Source organism: Microtetraspora glauca, assembly GCF_040656155.1.
Classification (GTDB): domain Bacteria; phylum Actinomycetota; class Actinomycetes; order Streptosporangiales; family Streptosporangiaceae; genus Microtetraspora; species Microtetraspora glauca.
Genome location: NZ_JBFALK010000029.1, coordinates 75,459 through 95,419, shown reverse-complemented (window position 1 = coordinate 95,419; position 19,961 = coordinate 75,459). Strand labels below are relative to the sequence as shown.

Genomic DNA, 19,961 nt, shown 5'->3' with positions numbered 1-19,961 from the left:
CGGATCCACAGGGAGGCCAGTTCTCGGGGCATGTGCGATGAACGACCGGAACAGCGACTCGGGACGACCCGCCTGCTGTGCCCCAGCGGTCGGCGATGTCGTCGAGCGACGATCGGGCGCCGGTGCTCCCGCTGTACGGCCTGGTCCTCGCTCCCACCGCCGCCAGGTGCTCATCCCCGGTGGACGGTTCTGGATGGGGGACGAGCACGGCGAAGGCTACGTGGCTGACGGTGAGGTTCCTGTGCACGAGGTCGTCCTGGACGACTTCTACCTCGACGAGAGCACTGTCACGGTCAGTCAGTTCGCGACGTTCGTCAAGTCCACCGGCTATGTCACAGACGCCGAGGATCTCGGAGTCTCGGCGGTCTTCCACGCGGCGGTTCGGGCAGATCCGCAGGATGTCCTGCACCGTCTCGCCGAGACCCCCTGGTGGGTCGCTGTGAGGGGGGCCTCATGGAGGCATCCCCAAGGGCGCGGTTCGGTGGCGGTGGCGAACCATCCCGCTGTTCACGTCACGTGGAACGACGCACATGCGTTCGCGATCTGGGCCGGGAAGCGGCTGCCCACCGAGGCGGAGTGGGAGTACGCCGCACGAGGTGGGCTGTCCGCCTCGCGATTCCCATGGGGGGACGTCCTGAAGCCCGGTGCTCGATGGCAGTGCAACATCTTCCAGGGCGACTTCCCGCACGTGAACACGGCGGAGGACGGCTACGAGACAACTGCTCCAGCCAAGTCGTTCCGGCCCAACGGCTACGGGCTCTACAACATGGTCGGGAACGTCTGGGAGTGGTGCGCCGACTGGTTCCAGCCTGACTACTACCAGCGCTCGCCGACCACGGCCCCGCCAGGCCCCTCGGCAGGGGACCGCAAGGTGTTCCGAGGTGGCTCCTACCTGTGCCACGACAGCTACTGCTACCGGTACCGCGTCTCTGCGCGCTCGTCGAACTTCCCGGACTCGACATCCGCGAACGTCGGCTTCAGGTGTGCCAACGACGCCTCGACTGCGGACACGCCGAGGGGTCCACAAAGTCCGCCCTCGCAAGGAGTTCGAACATGAACGCTGCTACTCACATCTGGCGACACGCCATGACCTCACCCGACAGTCTCGCGCTCAGGGAGGCTCAGCGCAGCTGGACTTACGCTCAGTTGCGCGACGACATCGCCGAGACGGCCTACGAGCTCACCGATCGCGGGGTCGGCCGCGGCGACCGCGTCCTCATAGTCGTGCCGACCAGCGCCGAGTTCGTCCACGTCTACTACGCGGTGCTCTCCCTCGGAGCCACCGCGGTCACGGTCAACACCCTCAGCACTTCCCGCGAGCTGGGGTACTTCATCGACGACGCGGGTTGCACGCTGGCCGTCGGCTGGAGCGAGACGGCCGAGCCGATCACGAGCGCCGCAGAGCGCAACGGGATCCCGGTGTGGGTCCTCGCGCCCGGCGACGCCGACCCGCGCGAGCCAGCAGCGGGGGTGCCGGACCCCGCCGAGGTCGAACCCGAGCACGCCGCCGTACTGCTCTACACCTCCGGCACCACCGGCCGGCCCAAGGGTGCGGTGCTGACCCATCACAACCTGCTGGTGACCGGCGAGATGTTCACCGAGGCGCTGCCTCTCACCGGCGACGACCGGATGGGCACCGCGCTTCCGCTCTTCCACGTGTTCGGCCAGGCCGCGGTGATGGCCTCCATCTACAACGCCGGCGGGTCGTTCTCGGTGCTGCGGCCCTTCCACGGGGCCCGGCTGCTGGAGATGGCCGCGAACCACCGCCTCACGGTCTTGGCTGGGGTCCCGACCATGTGGAACGAGATGCTCCACGCCGAGACCGACCTGGGCGTCGAGGACTTCGCGGACCTCCGGGTGGCGTGCTCGGGCGGCGCGGCGATGCCGCTGCAGGTGGCTCGGGCGTTCCGTGAGCGGTTCGGTGCGACCGTGCTCGACGGTTACGGCCTGAGCGAGACCACCGGCGCGGCGACGTTCAACGAGATCGACGGCGCGCGCAAGGAGGGCAGTGTCGGCCGCGGCCTGCCGGGCGTGCTCATCACTATCCTCGATCCCGAGCGCAACCCCGTGGCCGTCGGCGAGGTCGGCGAGGTCGCGATCGACGGCCCGTGCGTGATGCGTGAGTACTGGCAGCGTCCCGACGCCACCGCGGCCGTGATGCACGGCCCGTGGTTCCTCACCGGCGACCTGGGGCGCATGGATGCCGACGGGCACCTATGGATCGTCGACCGCATGAAGGACCTGATCATCCGCGGCGGCTACAACGTCTACCCGCGCGAGGTGGAGGAGGTCCTCTACACCCACTCCGCGATCCTCGAGGCCGCGGTCGTCGGCCTGCCGGACGAGCGCCTCGGAGAGGAGGTCGCCGCCATCGTCGTGCCGCGCGCCGGGCAGGACATCGACCTTGGCGAGCTCCGCACCTGGCTGTCCGAGCAGCTCGCGGCCTACAAGGTGCCGCGGGTCTACCAGGTCGTGCCGGCGCTGCCCAAGGGCGCGACCGGGAAGATCCTCAAGCGCGAGATCAGCCGCGACGACCTGCTCCGCGGCGGAGTCCGCCCGCCCCGCTCGCCGGTGGCCGCCGACGCCACGATCACCACGTCCTGACCAACCTCACGAGACGTCGCATCGAGCTCGGCTACGCAGGCGGGGACTGTCGGATGGGTGGCGCTCCCGTCGGATCTCGGCGGCTGTGCCGGCTACCTGCGGGTGGTCGAGGTCGATGAGGCCGACCGACGCCGGCGCACGCCGCGGTGACCGAGTGGGGCGTGTGGATGCGGGTCCAGCGCGGGCTTGACCGAGAAGAGTGCGCACGTCCCGAAGAAATGTGGATCGGGAGAGCAACGATTTGAATCTGAATTTGTGTTCAAGTATATCTGTGTGTGCCCGCTGTTCAGAGGAGCCAGTTCATGACGACGACATCGCCCGACCCGACTGAGGCCGTGGCACCCCCCGTAGGCGCCCTCCTCATCGACTTCGGGGGAGTGCTCACCGTCCCGATCGCGCGCGCCTTCCGGGCGCTCGGCGCGGGCGCCGGCCTCGATCCCGACGATGCGCTGCGGGTGCTCGCCACCCACGCAGGGGCCCGCGCCGCGCTCGTCGCGCATGAGAGGGGCCGGCTTGACGACGAAGGCTTCGAGGACGCCTTCGCCGCCGCGCTCGTCGAGTCCGGCGGTCGGGTCGAGCCGCGGGGCCTCCTCGCCGGTCTCGCCACGCATCTCGATCTCGACGAGCCGATGGTCGACCTCGTCCGGGAGGCGCGGGCCGCGAGGATCCCCGTTGCGCTTGTCTCCAACTCCCTGGGCCGCGACTGCTACGCCCGCGTCGACCTCGACGAGCTGTTCGACGTCACCGTCATCTCCGGGCAGGTGGGCGTGCGCAAGCCCTCTCGCGAGATCTACCGCATCGCCTGCGCGCGGCTCGGCGTCGACCCGCGCGAGTGCGTGCTCGTCGACGACCTCGAGCACAACCTCGTGGGTGCCGCCCGCCTGGGCATCCGGGGGATCCTGCACCGCACCGCCGACGAGTCCCTGCCCCGCATCCGCGAGGCGCTCTCCCTTCCCGCCCCCACGACCGCCTCCCGTTGACCCCCCTTTCCTCCTACGAACCAAGGACGACGCGATGTTCGAACTCAGTGAACGCGGACAGCACTACCGCGACCGCATGCTCGCCTTCATGGACGAGCACGTCTACCCCGCGGAGAGCGTCTATCGCGAGCAGATGCGCGCGTCCGGCGACGCTAACCACCACCCACAGGTCCTCGAGGACCTCAAGACGGAGGCGCGCGCCCGCGGTCTGTGGAACCTCTTCCACCCGCATCCCGAGTGGGGTCCCGGCCTGACCAACCTCGAGTACGCCCACCTCGCCGAGATCACCGGTCGCAGCATCGAGATCGCACCCGAGGCCGTCAACTGCAATGCGCCCGACACGGGCAACATGGAGGTGCTCACGCTCTTCGGCACCGACGAGCACAAGGAGAAGTACCTAAAGCCGCTGCTCGCGGGCGAGATGGCCTCCGCCTTCGCCATGACCGAGCCGACCGTCGCGAGCTCCGACGCCACCAATGTCGAGACGCGCATGGAGCGCGATGGTGACGAGTACGTCATCAACGGCCGCAAGTGGTGGACCTCCAACGCGCTGCACAAGAACTGCAAGGTCCTCATCGTCATGGGCAAGACCGATCCGGACGCCCCGACCCACCGTCAGCAGTCGATGATGGTCGTCCCCATCGACGCTCCGGGCGTCAAGGTCGAGCGCGGCCTGCCGGTCTTCGGCTACATGGACCGCGAGGGCCACGCCGAGGTCACCTTCACCGACGTGCGCGTGCCCGTCACCGCGCTCCTCGCCGGGGAGGGTGACGGCTTCATGATCAGCCAGGCCCGCCTCGGACCGGGGCGCATCCACCACTGCATGCGCGCCATCGGCGTCGCCGAGCGCGCCCTCGACCTGATGATCGACCGGGCCCAGTCCCGGGTGACCTTCGGTGAGCCCGTCGCCAACCGGTCCAACATCATGGACTGGGTCGCCGAGGCGCGCATCGAGATCGAGATGGCGCGCCTGCTCACCCTCAAAGCCGCGCACATGATGGACACCGTGGGCAACAAGGTCGCCCGCACCGAGATCGCGGCGATCAAGGTGGCCGCACCCAATGTCGCGCTCAAGGTCATCGACCGCGCCATCCAGGTGCACGGCGGCGGGGGCGTGAGCGACGACTTCCCGCTGGCCAAGTGGTACGCCCACATGCGCACCCTGCGGCTGGCCGACGGCCCCGACGAGGTGCACAAGGTGACGATCGCCCGCCGCGAGTATCGTCGGCGCAGCTCGGAGCAGGGCAGGCAGAAGTGATCGAGGGCATCAACACGGCGGCGATGACCGCATGGATCACCGAGCGCGTCGACCTCACGCCTCCGCTGGCCTACGAGAGGGTCGGACTGGGCCAGTCCAACCTCACCTACCTCGTCACGGACGCGAAGGGATCGCGCCTGGTCCTGCGACGCCCCCCGATGGGGCAGCTGCTCGCCTCCGCCCACGACGTAGCGCGGGAGCACCGGATCCTCTCGGCGCTGCAGGCGGGCGACGTCCCCCTTCCGGTCGTGCACGGCCTGTGCGAGGACCCGGCGGTCGCCGACCGGCCGGTGCTCGTCGTCTCCTTCGTCGACGGGCTCGTCCTCGAGGACCTCAGCGACGCTGAGGGCTTGGCGCCGGCTGCCCGGCACGCCCTCGGCCTCTCCCTCGGCGATACCCTCACCCGCATCCATGCCACCGACCTCGAGCGGGTGGGCCTGGCCGACCTCGCGAGCCACAAGCCCTACGCGGCCCGGCAGCTCAAGCGGTGGGCGGGCCAGTGGGAGCTCTCGCGCACGCGGGACCTGGCCGACCTGGACCGTCTCACCACGAGACTGCATGAGCACGAGCCCGAGCCGGGCGAGGTCACTCTCGTCCACGGTGACAGCCACCTGAGCAATGTCATCGTCGATCCCGTCGGTGCACGGGTGCGAGCCATTCTCGACTGGGAGCTGGCCACTCTCGGTGACCCGCTCGCCGACCTCGGGACGCTCCTGGCCTATTGGCCCCAGGCCGGTGACCCGCCGACGATTCGTTCCGCTGTCTCGACGGTCGAGGGCTTCGCCTCCCGGAACGAACTCGTCGAGCACTACGCGCAGGTGTCCGGGCGAGATGTCACCTCCGTCCCCTTCTGGCATGGGCTCGGACTATGGAAGCTCGCAATCATCCTCGAGGGGATACGGCGACGCCAGCTCGACGATCCGCGCAACCTCACCGCCGTCGGGATGATCCCGGCCGAGGCGGTCGACCAGTTGGTCGCCCACGCACACGTTGCACTGAGCGAAGACCTCTGACGCACCTCCCACGACCATCTCCACCAGAAGGGCACCTGTCATGTCGGATGTCGTACGCGTCGAGTCCCTCAAGAGCGACCTTGGCGTCGCTCGGATCGTGAGCCTTCCCCGGCCAGAACTCGAGAAGGGGTGGGTCCGGGTCGAGATCGAGCGCGTGGCCCTGACCACGAACAACATGAGTTATGCGGTGTTCGGCGACGCGCTCGGCTATTGGAACCTTTTCCCAGCCGCGGACACCGACCACGGATGCATGCCGGCATGGGGGTTCGCGCACGTCACGGAATCACGCGTGGACCAGATCGTCGAAGGCACGCGTGTCTTCGGCTACTTCCCGCTGTCGAACGAGCTCGTCATGCGGCCGACCGCGATCACCACACGCAGCTTTGTCGACGCGGCTGCGCACCGAACCGGGACTCCCAAGGTCTACAACGTCTACGAAATCAAGGCTGAAGCCGCCTCGGCCCGGTCGGACAGCTTCGTGTCCATCTTCCGTCCGCTCTTCATCACCTCATACACGGCCGCGGACTTTCTGCGCGAACGGAACTACTTCGGTGCCAGCCAGATCGTCATCTCCAGCGCCTCGAGCAAGACGGCCTACGGCATCGCCCACTGCATCGCCGGCGACGCCTCGGTGGTGAAGATCGGCCTGACCTCAGCGCGCAATGGCGACTTCGTGAGGCAGCTCGGCTGCTACGAGCGGATCGCCGAGTACGGGGATCTCGCTTCCGTCGACCGCGACGTACCGACCCTCTACGTCGACTTGGCGGCGGATCCGGAGCTACGACGTCGGGTCCATGAGTATTTCGGCGACAGCCTCGTCTACGACTGCCTTGTCGGTTCGACCCAAGGTGTGCAGCTGCCCGACCCCGCTGCGCCCGACGAGAACCTTCCCGGTCCCCAACCGGAGTTCTTCTTCGCCGCCACGCAACTGGACGCGTACAAGGCGGCCGGGCAGGCGCGCGCCTTCATGGCGCAATACGAGCGTGACGAGCTCAGCTTCACCGAGCGTGTCGCTGACATCCGCAACCCGTGGATGCGTCTTGAGGAGCACCGCGGCCTGGTCGACGCCCCCAGTGTTATCGCCCAACTGCACGACGGGACCGTGGATCCGGCCGTGGGTCACATCTTCGAGATTCAACCCACCGGAGCCGGCGAGTGAAGCTGGCGTTTGGCTCGGATGGCGAGGGCCGTCGCCATTAGTGTACGAGGTATGCCCGCTCACGAGCCCGAGTCCGAGCGCGGCGTCGACGAGATCCCGGATCTCGTCCACGCCGCTCGGCTCGGCACTCAGCCCCAGACAGCGCGCGGCCAGCGCACCCGAGCCGCCCTCATCACGGCCGCCCGCACCGTCTTCGAGCGCGACGGGTACGTCGACTCGCGGCTGGTGGACATCGCTGCCGAGGCCAAATGCTCGATCGGCAGCTTCTACACCTGGTTCGACAGCAAGGATGAGGTCTTCGCCGCGGTCCTACACGAAGCGCAGAGCGACATGCTCCACCCAGGCACTGGGCGCATCGAGGCCACGGACGACCCCGTGGCGATCATCGCGGCGAGCAACCGAGCCTACTTCGAGGCCTACCGGCGCAATGCGCGTCTCAATCTCCTCCTCCAGCAGGTGGCCGCGGTCGATCCCCGCTTCCGGGAGATGCGCCGAGCCCGGTCCGCCGCCTTCGTCAACCGCAACGCCCGGGCGATCTCCGACCTGCAGCAGCGCGGCCTGGCCGACCGGGGCGTCGACGCGTCGATGGCCGCCAAGGCACTCTCGGGCATGGTCGCCCGGCTAGCCCACGATGTCTTCGCCTTCGAAGGCGGAGACCATGTCGACGAACTCGTCGAGACCGCCACCCGGCTGTGGACCAATGCCCTCGGCCTCACGACGCCCGAGCTGCGGGTCGACTGAGCTGCCTTCGTCCACCCGGGTCATCCCTCAGGTCGGCGCCCTGGGCATGCCCGGCATGACGGAGTCGCCGGTGCCCCGGACAAGGTCGCTTGGCTCGTGATCTCACCAGTTCTGCACCGCGAGCTTCGAGGCTCAGCCGCGGCCCTTCGAGGCGCTTGCCTCGCAAGCTCCTCGGCAACCGCTTCCCGCACCTCAGCCAGCGTCCAACGAGAGGTTTCCCATGCGCGCCATCCACATCTCCTCCCTCGACGGACCCGAGGCCGTCGAGGTCGTCGACCTACCCGACCCGAGCAACGACGAGCTCGTGACCATCGATGTCAAGGCGGCCGGGGTCGCCTTCCCCGAGCTGCTGCAGACCCGGGGGGCTCTACCAGCTCAGGCCTGACCTTCCCTTCGTCCCGGGAGCCGAGGTCGCGGGCGTGGTCCGGTCGGCTCCCCAGGGGAGCGGTCTGGCCGGCGGTGACCGGGTCGCCGCGCCCACCCTTCTCGGCGGCTTCGCCGAGAAGGCTCTCGCCCGGCCGGACCTCACCTTCGTCCTGCCCGACGAGGTGAGCTTCGAGGAAGGCGCATCCTTCACCTTCAACTACGCGACCGTCTACTTCGCCCTCATCGAGCGCGCTTCACCGATTCCCTGCGGGCGCTCAGGGAGCACGGCCGGCTGCTCGTCATCGGCTTCACCGCCGGGCAGATCCCCGAGGTCAAGGTCAACCGACTGCTGCTCAACAACATCTCCGTCGTCGGCGTCGGCTGGGGGGCGTACGCCATGCCCCGCCCGGGCCACGTCGGCAAGGAGTGGGAGGCCATGTTGCCGCACCTGCGCAGCGGCGCGCTGCGGCCCGTCGTCGGGGCCACCCATCCGCTCGAGGACGCGGCGACCGCACTGGCCTCCCTCGAGGGGCGGGCTGCCACCGGCAAAGTCCTGCTCGTCCCGTGACCGCGGGCCCCCTCGTCGAGCAACTTCTTCAGCTGTCCGCGGTGCGTCCGTCGTGTCGTCGGGGGGGCTCAGGAGCTGAAGCGTCCGATCGACTCGGCGACGAGGATCGGCTTGTCGATGCCGTCGGCCTCGACGGCCAGGGTCGTGACGACCTTGACCGCGCCGGGCGCTGTCTCCTCGACCGAGGTGATCGTCGCGCGCATCCGGATGCGCGAGTCCACCGGCAGCGGGTGGATGAAGCGGACCTTGTCGTAGCCATAGTTGAGGCTGTGGGTGAAGCCGTCGAAGGCCATGAGCTCCTCGAGGAACGCCGGTGTGCGCGAGAGGCTGTAGAGGCCGTGTGCGATCACCGAGCCGAAGGGGGAGTCCGCCGCTCTCGTGGGATCGACGTGGATCCACTGGTGGTCGCCGGTGAGGTCGGCGAAACCGTCGATCCTCCCTTGGTCGACGACGTGCCACTCGGTCGGGCCGAGCTCGACGCCGACGAGGTCCTCAAGGTCTTGCGCGGAGGTCGGTCGGTGCTGCGCGGTCTGGGTCACGGTGAGCTCCTTCGGTCACTTGTGGGTTGTCTCGAACGTAGTTGAATGTGAAGCCGGGTTCAAGTACGGTCGAGGCTCCAGGCAGCCGAGACCACAGGAGCTCTCACATGACAACTGGACAGCAGCGCGTCCGCGTCGCCGTCGTCACGGGCGCGGCTCGAGGCATCGGCGCGGGTGTCGCCCGGCGGCTCGCGGCCGACGGGATGGCCGTCGCAGTCATCGACCTCGACGAATCGGCCTGCGCGCCCGTCGCCGAGGAGATCACCGCCGCCGGAGGCCGAGCGCTCGCGGTAGGGGCGGACGTCTCCGACCCGGAGCAGGTCGAGGCCGCCGTCCAGCGGGTCGCCGGGGAGCTCGGCGCCCCGACGGTCGTGGTCAACAACGCCGGCATCATCCGGGACAACCTCATCTTCAAGATGTCGGTCGAGGACTGGGACACGGTCATGGCGGTCCACCTGCGCGGCGCCTTCCTCGTGGCGAAGGCATGCCAGTCGTACATGACGCGGGAGGGCTTCGGCCGCATCGTCAACCTCTCCTCGACCTCGGCCCTCGGCAACCGCGGGCAGACGAACTACTCCGCCGCCAAGGCCGGCGTGCAGGGCTTCACCAAGACCCTCGCCATCGAGCTCGGCAAGTTCGGGGTGACCGTCAACGCGATAGCGCCCGGCTTCATCGAGACCGAGATGACCGCCGCGACCGCGGCGCGCACGGGCATCAGCTTCGACGAGCTCAAGAGCGCCGCCTCCGCACAGGCCGCGGTCGCGCGGACCGGTCGGCCCGAGGACATCGCGCACGCCGTCTCCTTCTTCGTCAGCGAGGGCGCCGGCTTCACGACGGGACAGGTCCTCTACGTCGCAGGCGGGCCCTGCGACTGATGAGGGCCGCGATGCAGGTCAAGGGCACGTCGCCATCGTCATCCGGCGCTGCCGGCGGCCTGAGCCAGGGCTTCCCCCACGCTGAGTGGTACGCCCAGGTCCGCACGCTGCGCTTGGCCGACGGGCCCGACGAGATGCACAAGAACGCCCTCGCCCACGAGATCCGGAGGATGACGAAGCGTGACTGATCTGCAGCAGCGGGTAGAGCAGCTCCTCGCGAGCCACGAACCCACCACGACAGGACCTGCCGACTTCCTCGGCGCGCAGTTCGACGCCGGGCTCGCCTGGGTCCACTTTCCCGAGGGAAGGGGCGGACTGAGCCTCGCGCGCGGGCGCCAGCTGGAGGTTGATGCCCTCCTGGAGGCCGCACGTGCTCCCCGGCCGGACGTCGCACGCAACAGCATCGGCCTCGGCATGGCCGCGCCGACGCTGCTCGCCTATGGCAACGAGGAGTTGCAGCAGCGCCACCTGCGGTCGCTCTTCGCCTGCACCGAGATCTGGTGCCAGCTCTTCAGCGAGCCGGGCGTCGGCTCCGACCTCGCCGCTGTCGCCACCCGTGCGGTCCCGGACGGCGACGAGTGGGTCATCGACGGGCAGAAGGTGTGGACCTCGGGCGCGCACGGTGCCGACTTCGCGATCCTGCTCGCCCGCACGGACACCTCGGTGCCCAAGCACGCGGGCATGACCTACTTCGTCGTCGACATGACCGACCCCGGCATCGAGGTGCGCCCTCTCCGTCAGATCACGGGCGAGGCCGAGTTCAACGAGGTGTTCCTCGCCGGGGTGCGGGTCCACGACGGCAACCGCGTCGGCGCGGTCGGCCAGGGGTGGACAGTCGCGACGACGACCCTCAACAACGAGCGGGTCGCCATCGGCGCCGGCACACACCCGGCTCAAGCGGGCCAAGGCCGACCAGCTCGCCCTCGGCACGCCCGACCGGCACCGCAGCGACCTCGCGCAGCTGGTGGACCTCCCCGCGAGCTGACCGAGCGCGCCTGACCAACAGCCTCGCCCCGCCCTCTTCGACCGCTCAGGAGTGACCATGCGTGAAGCAGTCATCGTCTCCACCGCCCGTACCCCGATCGGCCGGGCCTATCGCGGTGCCTTCAACGACACCCAGGCCCAGGAGCTCATCGGCCACGCCGTGCGGCACGCCGTCGAACGTGCCGGCGTTGAAGGCGAGCGCATCGAGGACGTTGTCGTCGGCGCCGCCCTCCAGCAGGGCTCGACCGCGATGAACATCGGCCGCCAGGCCGCGCTGCGGGCCGGGCTGCCCACGAGCGTCGCCGGCATGTCGGTCGACCGCCAGTGCGCGAGTGGCCTCATGGCGATCGCCACCGCGGCCAGGCAGGTCCTCCTCGACGGCCAGGACGTCGCCGTCGGTGGTGGTGTCGACTCGATCTCGCTCGTGCAGAACGAGCACATGAACACCTACCGTGCCCAGGACCCTTGGCTCCTCGAGCACGTCCCGGCGACCTACATCTCGATGCTCGAGACCGCCGAGATCGTTGCGAAGCGCTACGGAATCTCGCGCGAGCAGCAGGACGAGTACGCCCTCGAGTCGCAGCGACGGACCGCCGCCGCGCAGGAGGCCGGTGCCTTCGACGACGAGATCGTGCCCCTGCCGTCGACGATGCTCACCAAGGACAAGGCGACCGGCCAGGTCGGCTCGCAGGAGGTTACCCTGGCCAAGGATGAAGGCAACCGCCCCGGGACTACGATCGAGGACCTCGCGAAGGTGGGCGCGGTCCTGGCCAAGGACGGCACCGAGGGCTTCTCCATCACGGCCGGAAATGCCTCGCAGCTGTCCGACGGCGCCTCCGCCGCCGTCGTCATGGAGGCCACCGAGGCCTCCCGCCGCGGACTGATCCCGCTCGGCGCTTTCCGCGGCATGGCTGTCGCCGGCTGTGAGCCGGACGAGATGGGTATCGGCCCGGTCTTCGCCGTGCCGAAGCTGCTCGCGCAGCACGGCCTGACCGTCGACGACATCGACTTGTGGGAGCTCAACGAGGCGTTCGCCGTCCAGGCGCTCTACTGCCGCGACACGCTCGGCATCGACCCGCAGAAGTACAACGTCAACGGCGGGGCGATCTCGATCGGCCACCCCTACGGCATGAGCGGTGCGCGCATGGCCGGGCACGTCCTCATCGAGGGCAGGCGACGAGGTGCGAAGTACGGCGTCGTCACGATGTGCGTCGGCGGCGGCATGGGCGCGGCCGGCCTGTTCGAGATCTTCTGACCACCACCCGCGGAGCTGACTGTGCGAGCCGGCGGCCCCGTAGCCCGTCGTCCGCCACGAGTAGATGGTCTGCTTGGTGACGCCGAGAGGCGACGTGACATCGTCGATGTCCACAGCTCCTGGGCATAGCCGGATCGACCGGCTGCTGGCGTTCCCGCGACGCCGCACCGCGACTGGTCGAGAAGCTCCGCGGTCGCATGATGGTCGCTATCGAGGGCGGCACTCAGGCATTGCGCTGCGGATCCTGAACGCCTGCGCTCGCCAAGCGATGTCGATCGCGGCTACGGAGTGACGCAGCTGGCGCCAATGGACGGTAACGCGGTAAGAACGCCGATGGCCCCGGGGGGAGTCCCCGGGGCCATCGCCTCGCGCGACGTGAGCAGTCGGCTCACCCAGAGCCTGCACACGAACGAAGCCACGAGTTGGCTCTCTTCGACCAACTCGTCGCCACGACGCCATTCGTCGGCGAAGTTGGTCTCGATGGCAGTTCCCGTTTCGCTGACACGCGAAGGTCACAGGCGGCGGCATTCACCCACATCCTTCGATCATGTGCTGAAGCTGGCGGGCGCATCCTGTCCATCCACAGCCGAGGTGCCGTCCGGCCTGTATTGGACACATTGCAGGCGAATCCCGATGCCGGAATCCCCGTACTTCACTGGTTCACGGGCACTGCTCGCCAAGCCGAGGCGGCCATAGGGCAGGGTTGCTGGTTCAGCATTGGCACGCCGATGTTGACGACCGCTCGGGGTCGCGAACTGGTGGCCACGCTCCCTCAAGACCGAGTGCTCACCGAGACAGACGGGCCGTTCGCAACCCGCGAAGAGCGAGCACTCATGCCGCGCGACGTCGGGGACACGATCGAACGCCTGGCCAAGCTGTGGGGGATGGAGCCTTCGCAGGCAAGGGCCACGGTCGCTGCCAACCTAGGGCGACTCTTGGCTGCAGGTGAGGTGTCCCCGCTGGCGACGACCAAGCCGGATCGCCACGACGGGTAGCGAGGCGCGTGAACCGATGAAAGACGGTGGCTCATGCCAACGCGCGTGTCAGTCGTCAGAGCGAGGACGCCCAAGGTCCGGCGCCAGGCGCCGCTGCCTCGTGCGCTCCCAGGGCTTCCGCGTCTCGACGCCCTGCGCGAGCAGGACGACCCGGACCGTGTTCGCAGTGGTGCCGAACTTGGTTCCGATCTGAGCCAGCGACCACCCCTCGTCGTAGAGCCTCGCTGCGGTCTTGACATGCTTCGCTGGGAGCCCGTCGCGGCGGAGGGGGACATCTTGCCGATGCAGGTGTGCGACGACGGTCCTGCGGTGGATTCCGAACGACTCACTCAGCTCGGTGGTGCTCGCGCCGGCCCGGTAGGAGGCCACCAGAGCCTTGACCTGGGCGGGGGTGAGAAATGTTTGAACTTTCCCAATTGCACCCACGATCGGCCCCCGGGAGTCCCGAACTGGGGGTTCGGAGGCCCTCACCTGGGTGCGGTAGTCCCCTCGTGACCAGCGGAAATGCACTGTTTCGTGGGCTTGGCAGGTGTTCTCAAAGTCTCTACGGAGGTCCACCAGCCAAAACGCCGCTTCCTCGATCAAGAGGAGCGGCGTTCGGGCCATTAGCGGGCCATTAACTCCTGGAGACCGGCGCATCGGCCGACCTCTCTTCGTCGTTCTTCCGCTCGGCTTCGACGCGGGCGCTCAGCGCGTCGGCGATCTTCTGGTCAGCGTCGCGGGTGGCGTGCTGGTAGATCAGCGCCGCCCGGTCGCTGTCGTGGCCCATCCGAGCCTCGAGATCAGGCAGGCGCCTGACTGTGCGGCCAGCGTTGCAGGCAGACCCCAGCGGATCTAACCTCCCCGGAGGTCGTTCGACTAACTTGTCCAGCGCTACCAGGAGCGACGAGCAGGGGGAAGGGACATTGGTCGAGCTGAATCGCGCCGACTTCGATTGGCTAGAGGAGGACATCGTTCTCGGGCATGCGTGGAGCCTGACCTTTGTCCGAGGCGTCGACGAGGCTGAGGCGTTGCGCCGGCTGGGTGCGCAGCAGGCTGATGTCCGTCTCTTCACAAACGAGGATTGCCCGCTGCCCGAGGCGGTCCGGGCCTGGCGGTCAGGCGATTGGACCATAATCATCGAGGTGGCCGACTGCAGTCTGGTCGACCCGAAGGTCATCGATGCTCTATCCGCGCAGACCGAGACAATTATGATTTTCGAGAACGTCAACGGGTGGAGCGGGTTCGAGCACGTGATCGACGGGCAGTTGATGACCTCGTTCGACCCTGTCGCCGCGTACCTACGAGAAGGGGACGAACCGGATCGATTTGTCGAGGAGATGCGTGCGGCCGGGTTCGATCCGGACACTGCTCCCGATGGAGATTTCGATTTCCCGGACGACGAGGGGTCATTATTCGTGCTGACCGCCCTGCTGACTGGTGTCGTCCTCACCCCCGAGATTTTCCATGGACCACTACCGGGCGCCCTCGTGAAATGAACGTGGCTTCTGGACAGCAACCGGGCCGCACAACTCCTCACAGGCCGAGACCTTGCCGATCTGAGCAATCGTCAAGACTTGTGGATCGATTGAGTGCGGTCGTCAAGGTTGGGCTGATACGTCGGAGGCGACCAGCTCGATTTCGAAGCCGTCTTTGTCCTCCAGGTAGGCGGCGTAGTGCTGCTCGCCCCCGGCGTAGGGGTGACGATCGGGGAACATCAAGGTCCACCCGTGTGCGGGTGCCTGCTCGACCAGAGCATCGAGCTGGGCACGGCTTTCCACGTGAAAGGCCAGGTGGTTCAGCCCCGGTCGGCAGCGGTCGTGCCGATCGGCGCTGAGCGCGGGTGACTGCTCCAGGACCAGATAGGTGGCCCCCAGACGCCAACTCCGGCCATCGCTCCAGTCCTGGAACTCGACGTAGCCGAGCACCTGCAACAGCCATTGCCAGCTGGCAATGGCCCGCTGCAGGTCGGGGACCCAGATCTCGACGTGGTGCAGCATTCCGGTGGTGGCCTCGCCGCTCATGCCGCGACCCCTTCCGGGCGTTCGACGATCTTGCCGTTGATGAAGGTCGCGCCAGCGCGGACCAGCGCGACCAGATGAGGGGCGTTGACCGCACGCCAGCGGCCCTGAGCAGACTCGATCAGCTTGAACGCCATGGCCAGCCCGGCGGCGCGTGACCCAGGCCCCTTGGTGACCTTGGTTCGATGTCTTACCGTGGCAAAGGTCGACTCGATGGGGTTGGTCGTGCGCAGATGCACCCAGTGCTCGGCCGGATAGTCATAAAAACGCAGGAGCTCGTCGACGTCATCAGTGATCTTCGCGACGGCCTTGCCGTACTTGGCGCCGTAGGCGGTCTGGAACGCTTTCACCGCACGCAATGCGTGGTCCTTGTCCTCGGCGTTCCAGATCTCGGCAAGGGCCTTCTTGGCGCCCGGCTGGGCGGATTTCGGGAGCGCCCCGAGCACGTTGGCGATTTTGTGAAACCAGCAGCGCTGAGCCTTGGCCTGCGGGAACACCTCACCCAGCGCACCCCAAAACCCCAGCGCGCCGTCACCCACGGCCAGCACCGGAGCGCGCATCCCGCGCCGCGCGCAGTCCCGCAGCAGATCCGCCCACGACTCGGTCGACTCACGGTAGCCGTCAGCCAGCGCGATCAACTCCTTCCGCCCGTCGGCCCGCACCCCGATCATCACCAGCAAGCACAGCTTGTGCTCCTCCAGCCGAATGTTGACGTGCACACCGTCGGCCCACAGGTAGACGTAGTCCACCCCGGACAGATCCCGGGCGGCGAACGCCCGCTGCTCGGCCTTCCATTGCTCGGTCAACTTCGTGATCACCGGTGCGGACAGCCCGGCGGGCGAGCCGAGGAACTGCCCCAGCGCGGCCGTAAAGTCGCCCGAGGACAGACCGTGCAGGTACAGCAGGGGCAGCACCTCGGTGACCTTCGGGGTCTTACGCGCCCAGGCGGGCAGGATCGCCGAGGCAAACCGCCGGCGTTCGCCGGTCACCTCATCGACGCGCTTGTCGTTGACCCGCGGCGCGCGGACCTCGATCGCACCAGCGGCGGTGAGGATCTCGCGCGGCTGGTGATAGCCATTGCGCACCACCAGACGGCGGCCGTCCTCGTCGCGCTGGTCGGCGAATGCGGCGATGTAGGCGTCGACCTCGGCCTGCAGGGCGGCAGCGAGCATCCTGCGAGCGCCGTCTCGGACGATCTGGTCGATCAGCGCCGCAGAGCTTGACGCCGGGTTGCCGTCGTCTGCGGGCAAATCTGGTACTACGGTGAGCGGCACGGGTGTGCCTTTCCGACCGACGTTGGCGCGTCGGCCTATCTCGAAACCTTCATCGGATGATCCGGGAAGGTACACCCCTTCCCGACGATCCACAGGTTTCGATCATTGCTCGTCGCGATCAGCTCACCCGAGGCAGGTTGAACTCAACTGATCCACAGGTCTTGACAATTACTCCTCTGGATCTGCGCCTGGGTCAGGGCGACGTTGTAGACCCGGACCTCGTCGATCAGGCCCTTGAAATAGGTGCCTGCGATGGTGTCGGCGCCGATGCGGAGCGGCGACGTGCTCGTGTCGATGGCGCCTGAGACGTTGGTGCTTGCGACTTGTGAACCGTTCACATAGGTCTTGATCGTCGCACCGTCATAGACGCTGGCGATGTGGCTCCACGACCCGGTCGCCAGGGAACTGGTTCCGGTGGCGTAGAAGCCGGAGCCGCTCTGCTTCACCTCCCAGCTGGGAAGGTAGCTGTACGTGGGCGAGAACCAGCACACGAGGGGGTCAGCAGTACAAATCTCTAGCGCCGGGAACAGCCCATATACGGATTCCGAGGCCGCTTCCTTCACCAGAGCGGGACGCTCAGCCCCCAAGGCGGCGGGCTGTACCCATGCCTCCAGCGTCAAACGGTTGGTCATCCGCAGGGAGGTCGAGTCCGGGACTGTGACCTTGCTGGACGTGCCGTTGAAGGACAGCGCTTGACCGTACTTGCCGGTTGCCCAGCTCGTGCCGCTCGCGGTGCCGGTGTTCCCCGTGCCGGAAAGGTCGGCCACCGTCGTGCCGGTGCCCTCGTTCATGCCGTACGCGGCGACCAGACCTGGGATGGCCGTGGGCGACGGGCTCGGTGAGGCGGTGGGAGTCGGGGATGGAGACGGGCTGGCTCTGTGGTGGGGACTGGAATCGGCGTGGTCGGGTCCGAGATCGACACCAGGTAGTCGATCTTCTTCCCGTCGATCGAGGTGGACTTGTAGTTCACCTTCACGTCACTGGATCGTGAGATCGCGTCATTGCCGACGATCGAGTCGATGGATTCGCCCGTGACGGTGGGGCCGGAATCAGCCCCAGCCGAGATTCCCCAACGTCGGCGATGTGGCGGCATCCCAGGTGATCTCACCTTTCAGCAGCCGGGAGATGGCGTCGCCGCACGCCGCCACCGCTTCGGTGTGAACAAGGCTTTCCTCTGTGGAGTACTCGCCCTCTTCGGCCAACCCGCAGAAGACGAGCAGGCTCACAGGGGCGTAACGGCCGAAGGACAGCGCATGGAGCCTCGCCCGATCCAGCAGTTCCAGGAGCTCACCCGCGCGAACCGTGTCGTCCCCGACGTACTCGTCGAGCCTGAGCCCGATCCATCCGTGGAAGGCCTCATCGGTCGCCTGGAGATGCCAGTATTCGCGGGCCTTGGCCAACCAGTCGGGCATCTCGGGAAGAGCGTCGACTTCCAGGCAGAGCAGGCGGAGATACAACCTGACGTAGGCGTCGACCGTCCAGAACCCCCGGTCCTTGTACTCGATGAAAGACCTTCCCATGGAGGGACCCTAGCTCGGACGGACTTCGGAAGCGCCGCCAACTCAACAGGGCATGGCTGGCTCGGATAGATGACCAGAGAGCGACAGTTCCAGGCTTCACAGCCGCGCTGTCGATACTGACGACCTACACCTCCGACGGCGCTCGCGCTCCGTATGAAGACGCGGTCGGCGAGGACGGGCTGCTGCGCTACAAGTTCCAGGGCAACCCCGGTCACTACACGAACGTCGGCCTGCGGCGCGCCCACGAACTCGGTGTGCCCCTGATGTGGTTCTTCGGCGTTCAGCAGGGCCTGTATCTGCCGTTCTTCCCAGTCTGGATCGTCGCCGTCGACGAGGGGCAGTCCCGGGTCGCGGTCGCGCTGGATGAGGCCCAGCGGCACGTGCCCGTGGATGGCCCGGTGAGCTTGATCGAGCGCCGTTATTCCGAACGGATCACCCGGCAGCGGCTCCACCAGCCGGTCTTCCGGCAGCGGGTGATCCAGGCGTACGAGACGAGCTGTGCGATGTGCCGCCTACGCCACCGTTCCCTGCTGGACGCCGCGCACATCATCCCCGACCGCGACGTCCGTGGCGTCCCCGCGATCTCCAACGGCCTGGCTCTGTGCAAGATCCACCATGCCGCCTACGACCAGAACATCCTCGGCATCCGCTCCGACTACACCATCGAGGTACGCTCCGACATCCTGCGGGAGATCGACGGGCCGATGCTCAAACACGGGCTGCAGGAGATGAACAACATCCCCCTCGTCCTTCCGCGACGCCGGATGGATAGGCCAGCTCCAGAGCTGGTCGAAGAGCGTTACGAGCGATTCCGTGGCGCGGTTTGGGCGGCTGCGTGCTTTACCGTTCACATCGAGGCTGGACTAACCGGCCCATCTGGTAGGTCTTGCCAAGCAGATGCATGGGGACGGTGTGCCCACTGTGGTCGTGGCGAGTTGATCGCTTTCATCATTTGATGATCGCTTCGACGATGCCCCGCGCCCCACGTTGATCACGATGGTTGCTCGCCTGTCGTGATCGTGTTCGCTTCCTGATCAATACGTACAGTGGTTCTCTCTCGGTTGTGATCATCTGGGCAGGCGGCAGTGATCTGGATCCGTTTACCCTGTCACCGTGGGCACCGACATCTACGGTTTCATCGAGGTTCGTCACCCGTCCGCCGGTGAGGACTGGCATGAGGGGGAGCCGTGGGCGGTGTGCATGCGCCTTGACCTGCTCTATGAGGGCAGTGACTACGCGGCGTTCGGTTGTCTCTTCGGCGTCCGTAACTGGCTTGGCTGGACCCCGGTCGCGGCCGAGCGTGGCCTCCCGGCCGACGTGTCGGAATCCGTTCGTACCGACTACGAGAGAGACGCACGGCTCGATAGCGCCATAGACAGCTGCACGTGGGTTTCGTGGGCGGAGCTTCGTGAGCTGGACATGACAGTCCGTCCGGCCGCACGGGGGATGCTGGAGATCCTCCCACGACCTTGGGTGATCGAGCGGTATCGGATCGATGACCAGTGGCCCGACGAGGTTGTCGAGCAGTACGGCATACCACCGCTGGGCGCCTCGCCCATCGAGGCCCCGGCAGGGCGCTGGGAGGCTGCCGGGGCGACACTCGACTACGGCCCGGTGACACGACTGGATGTGCTGGGCCCGGGCACGGGGTGGGAACACGTCTTCGAGGTGATGCGGGCGTTGGCGCAGCGGTTCGCGCCTGACGGCGTGCGTCTGGTCGTCTGGTTCGAGTGACGGCACCACGCGAGGAGGAAAAGAGTCAAGGCTGCGGTGTTTTCGGCAGCCTGGCGGGCGAGGGGCACCCCACAGTGGCCTGGCGCACCCTTGGCA

The 19,961-nt window shown here is 67.5% G+C and carries 23 protein-coding genes and 1 pseudogene; 17 read left to right on the top strand and 7 right to left on the bottom strand.

The genetic code is table 11. From position 1 onward, the window contains the following. Positions 1 to 37 precede the first annotated feature (37 nt). The 9 genes from AB0I59_RS37715 to AB0I59_RS37675 all read left to right on the top strand — a co-directional run bounded on the left by AB0I59_RS37715 (position 38) and on the right by AB0I59_RS37675 (position 8,689). The gene (locus tag AB0I59_RS37715) at positions 38 to 1,057 is read left to right on the top strand and encodes a formylglycine-generating enzyme family protein (protein WP_082777469.1); all 1,020 of its coding nucleotides are present in this window, start codon (positions 38 to 40) and stop codon (positions 1,055 to 1,057) included. Continuing rightward, a complete protein-coding gene (locus tag AB0I59_RS37710) occupies positions 1,054 to 2,604 on the top strand; it encodes a class I adenylate-forming enzyme family protein (RefSeq protein WP_358140878.1) in 1,551 nt (516 codons plus the stop codon). Before AB0I59_RS37715 ends, AB0I59_RS37710 begins: the two co-directional genes overlap by 4 nt. A 302-nt stretch (positions 2,605 to 2,906) precedes the next feature. Next, positions 2,907 to 3,584, top strand: a complete 678-nt coding sequence (locus tag AB0I59_RS37705) for an HAD family hydrolase (protein WP_061259939.1) — start codon at positions 2,907 to 2,909, stop codon at positions 3,582 to 3,584. A 34-nt stretch (positions 3,585 to 3,618) separates the two neighbouring features. Continuing rightward, entirely contained in the window at positions 3,619 to 4,842 is a 1,224-nt protein-coding gene (locus AB0I59_RS37700) for an acyl-CoA dehydrogenase family protein (protein WP_358140875.1), read from the top strand. Continuing rightward, the gene (locus AB0I59_RS37695) at positions 4,839 to 5,855 is read left to right on the top strand and encodes a phosphotransferase family protein (protein ID WP_358140872.1); all 1,017 of its coding nucleotides are present in this window, start codon (positions 4,839 to 4,841) and stop codon (positions 5,853 to 5,855) included. Before AB0I59_RS37700 ends, AB0I59_RS37695 begins: the two co-directional genes overlap by 4 nt. Positions 5,856 to 5,895: 40 nt before the next feature. Beyond that, positions 5,896 to 7,014 carry a DUF2855 family protein gene (locus AB0I59_RS37690; protein WP_358140869.1) on the top strand — a complete coding sequence of 373 codons (1,119 nt, stop codon included), beginning with the start codon at positions 5,896 to 5,898 and terminating at the stop codon, positions 7,012 to 7,014. 51 nt (positions 7,015 to 7,065) lie between these two features. Further along, positions 7,066 to 7,755 carry a TetR/AcrR family transcriptional regulator gene (locus AB0I59_RS37685; protein ID WP_061259942.1) on the top strand — a complete coding sequence of 230 codons (690 nt, stop codon included), beginning with the start codon at positions 7,066 to 7,068 and terminating at the stop codon, positions 7,753 to 7,755. Between the two features lie 220 nt (positions 7,756 to 7,975). Then, entirely contained in the window at positions 7,976 to 8,140 is a 165-nt protein-coding gene (locus AB0I59_RS37680) for a hypothetical protein (protein WP_358140866.1), read from the top strand. 183 nt (positions 8,141 to 8,323) lie between these two features. Beyond that, entirely contained in the window at positions 8,324 to 8,689 is a 366-nt protein-coding gene (locus AB0I59_RS37675; protein WP_358140901.1) for a zinc-binding dehydrogenase, read from the top strand. A gap of 68 nt (positions 8,690 to 8,757) precedes the next feature. Here AB0I59_RS37675 and AB0I59_RS37670 read toward each other — a convergent pair whose 3' ends face one another. Then, entirely contained in the window at positions 8,758 to 9,228 is a 471-nt protein-coding gene (locus AB0I59_RS37670; protein ID WP_061259943.1) for a MaoC family dehydratase, read from the bottom strand. A 107-nt stretch (positions 9,229 to 9,335) separates the two neighbouring features. Here AB0I59_RS37670 and fabG point away from each other — a divergent pair, with 107 nt between their 5' ends. The 5 genes and pseudogenes from fabG to AB0I59_RS37645 all read left to right on the top strand — a co-directional run. Next, entirely contained in the window at positions 9,336 to 10,103 is a 768-nt protein-coding gene (gene fabG / locus AB0I59_RS37665; RefSeq protein WP_061259944.1) for a 3-oxoacyl-ACP reductase FabG, read from the top strand. Next, positions 10,103 to 10,291 carry a hypothetical protein gene (locus AB0I59_RS37660; RefSeq protein ID WP_061259945.1) on the top strand — a complete coding sequence of 63 codons (189 nt, stop codon included), beginning with the start codon at positions 10,103 to 10,105 and terminating at the stop codon, positions 10,289 to 10,291. Before fabG ends, AB0I59_RS37660 begins: the two co-directional genes overlap by 1 nt. After that, positions 10,284 to 11,102: an acyl-CoA dehydrogenase family protein gene (locus tag AB0I59_RS37655; RefSeq protein WP_435831170.1), complete on the top strand. Its 819-nt coding sequence runs from the start codon at positions 10,284 to 10,286 to the stop codon at positions 11,100 to 11,102. Before AB0I59_RS37660 ends, AB0I59_RS37655 begins: the two co-directional genes overlap by 8 nt. Positions 11,103 to 11,145: 43 nt before the next feature. After that, a complete protein-coding gene (locus tag AB0I59_RS37650) occupies positions 11,146 to 12,342 on the top strand; it encodes an acetyl-CoA C-acyltransferase (RefSeq protein ID WP_358140861.1) in 1,197 nt (398 codons plus the stop codon). A 398-nt stretch (positions 12,343 to 12,740) separates the two neighbouring features. Continuing rightward, positions 12,741 to 13,337, top strand: a pseudogene (locus AB0I59_RS37645) (TatD family hydrolase); the annotation flags it as partial. A 48-nt stretch (positions 13,338 to 13,385) separates the two neighbouring features. Here AB0I59_RS37645 and AB0I59_RS37640 read toward each other — a convergent pair. Together AB0I59_RS37640 and AB0I59_RS37635 are read right to left on the bottom strand one after the other, a co-directional pair. Further along, complete coding sequence (locus AB0I59_RS37640) at positions 13,386 to 13,763, bottom strand: hypothetical protein (protein ID WP_358140858.1); 378 nt, start codon at positions 13,761 to 13,763, stop codon at positions 13,386 to 13,388. 190 nt (positions 13,764 to 13,953) lie between these two features. Continuing rightward, positions 13,954 to 14,106, bottom strand: coding sequence for a hypothetical protein (locus AB0I59_RS37635; RefSeq protein ID WP_358140855.1), 153 nt, complete (start codon positions 14,104 to 14,106; stop codon positions 13,954 to 13,956). Positions 14,107 to 14,242: 136 nt separating this feature from the next. Here AB0I59_RS37635 and AB0I59_RS37630 point away from each other — a divergent pair, with 136 nt between their 5' ends. Continuing rightward, complete coding sequence (locus AB0I59_RS37630) at positions 14,243 to 14,815, top strand: DUF6461 domain-containing protein (protein ID WP_358140852.1); 573 nt, start codon at positions 14,243 to 14,245, stop codon at positions 14,813 to 14,815. A gap of 102 nt (positions 14,816 to 14,917) precedes the next feature. Here AB0I59_RS37630 and AB0I59_RS37625 read toward each other — a convergent pair whose 3' ends face one another. From AB0I59_RS37625 to AB0I59_RS37610, 4 genes are all read right to left on the bottom strand, one after another. Beyond that, complete coding sequence (locus AB0I59_RS37625) at positions 14,918 to 15,340, bottom strand: VOC family protein (protein ID WP_061259948.1); 423 nt, start codon at positions 15,338 to 15,340, stop codon at positions 14,918 to 14,920. Then, positions 15,337 to 16,587 carry an IS256 family transposase gene (locus AB0I59_RS37620; RefSeq protein ID WP_358140849.1) on the bottom strand — a complete coding sequence of 417 codons (1,251 nt, stop codon included), beginning with the start codon at positions 16,585 to 16,587 and terminating at the stop codon, positions 15,337 to 15,339. Before AB0I59_RS37620 ends, AB0I59_RS37625 begins: the two co-directional genes overlap by 4 nt. 167 nt (positions 16,588 to 16,754) lie before the next feature. Beyond that, positions 16,755 to 17,402, bottom strand: a complete 648-nt coding sequence (locus AB0I59_RS37615; protein ID WP_358140846.1) for a LamG domain-containing protein — start codon at positions 17,400 to 17,402, stop codon at positions 16,755 to 16,757. A 258-nt stretch (positions 17,403 to 17,660) separates the two neighbouring features. Then, positions 17,661 to 18,131 carry a hypothetical protein gene (locus tag AB0I59_RS37610; RefSeq protein WP_061259951.1) on the bottom strand — a complete coding sequence of 157 codons (471 nt, stop codon included), beginning with the start codon at positions 18,129 to 18,131 and terminating at the stop codon, positions 17,661 to 17,663. Positions 18,132 to 18,394: 263 nt separating this feature from the next. Between AB0I59_RS37610 and AB0I59_RS37605 the strand changes: the two genes are divergently transcribed. Together AB0I59_RS37605 and AB0I59_RS37600 are read left to right on the top strand one after the other, a co-directional pair. Next, positions 18,395 to 19,087, top strand: coding sequence for an HNH endonuclease (locus tag AB0I59_RS37605; protein ID WP_358140843.1), 693 nt, complete (start codon positions 18,395 to 18,397; stop codon positions 19,085 to 19,087). 157 nt (positions 19,088 to 19,244) lie between these two features. Next, complete coding sequence (locus tag AB0I59_RS37600; RefSeq protein ID WP_358140840.1) at positions 19,245 to 19,865, top strand: hypothetical protein; 621 nt, start codon at positions 19,245 to 19,247, stop codon at positions 19,863 to 19,865. Positions 19,866 to 19,961 lie beyond the last annotated feature (96 nt).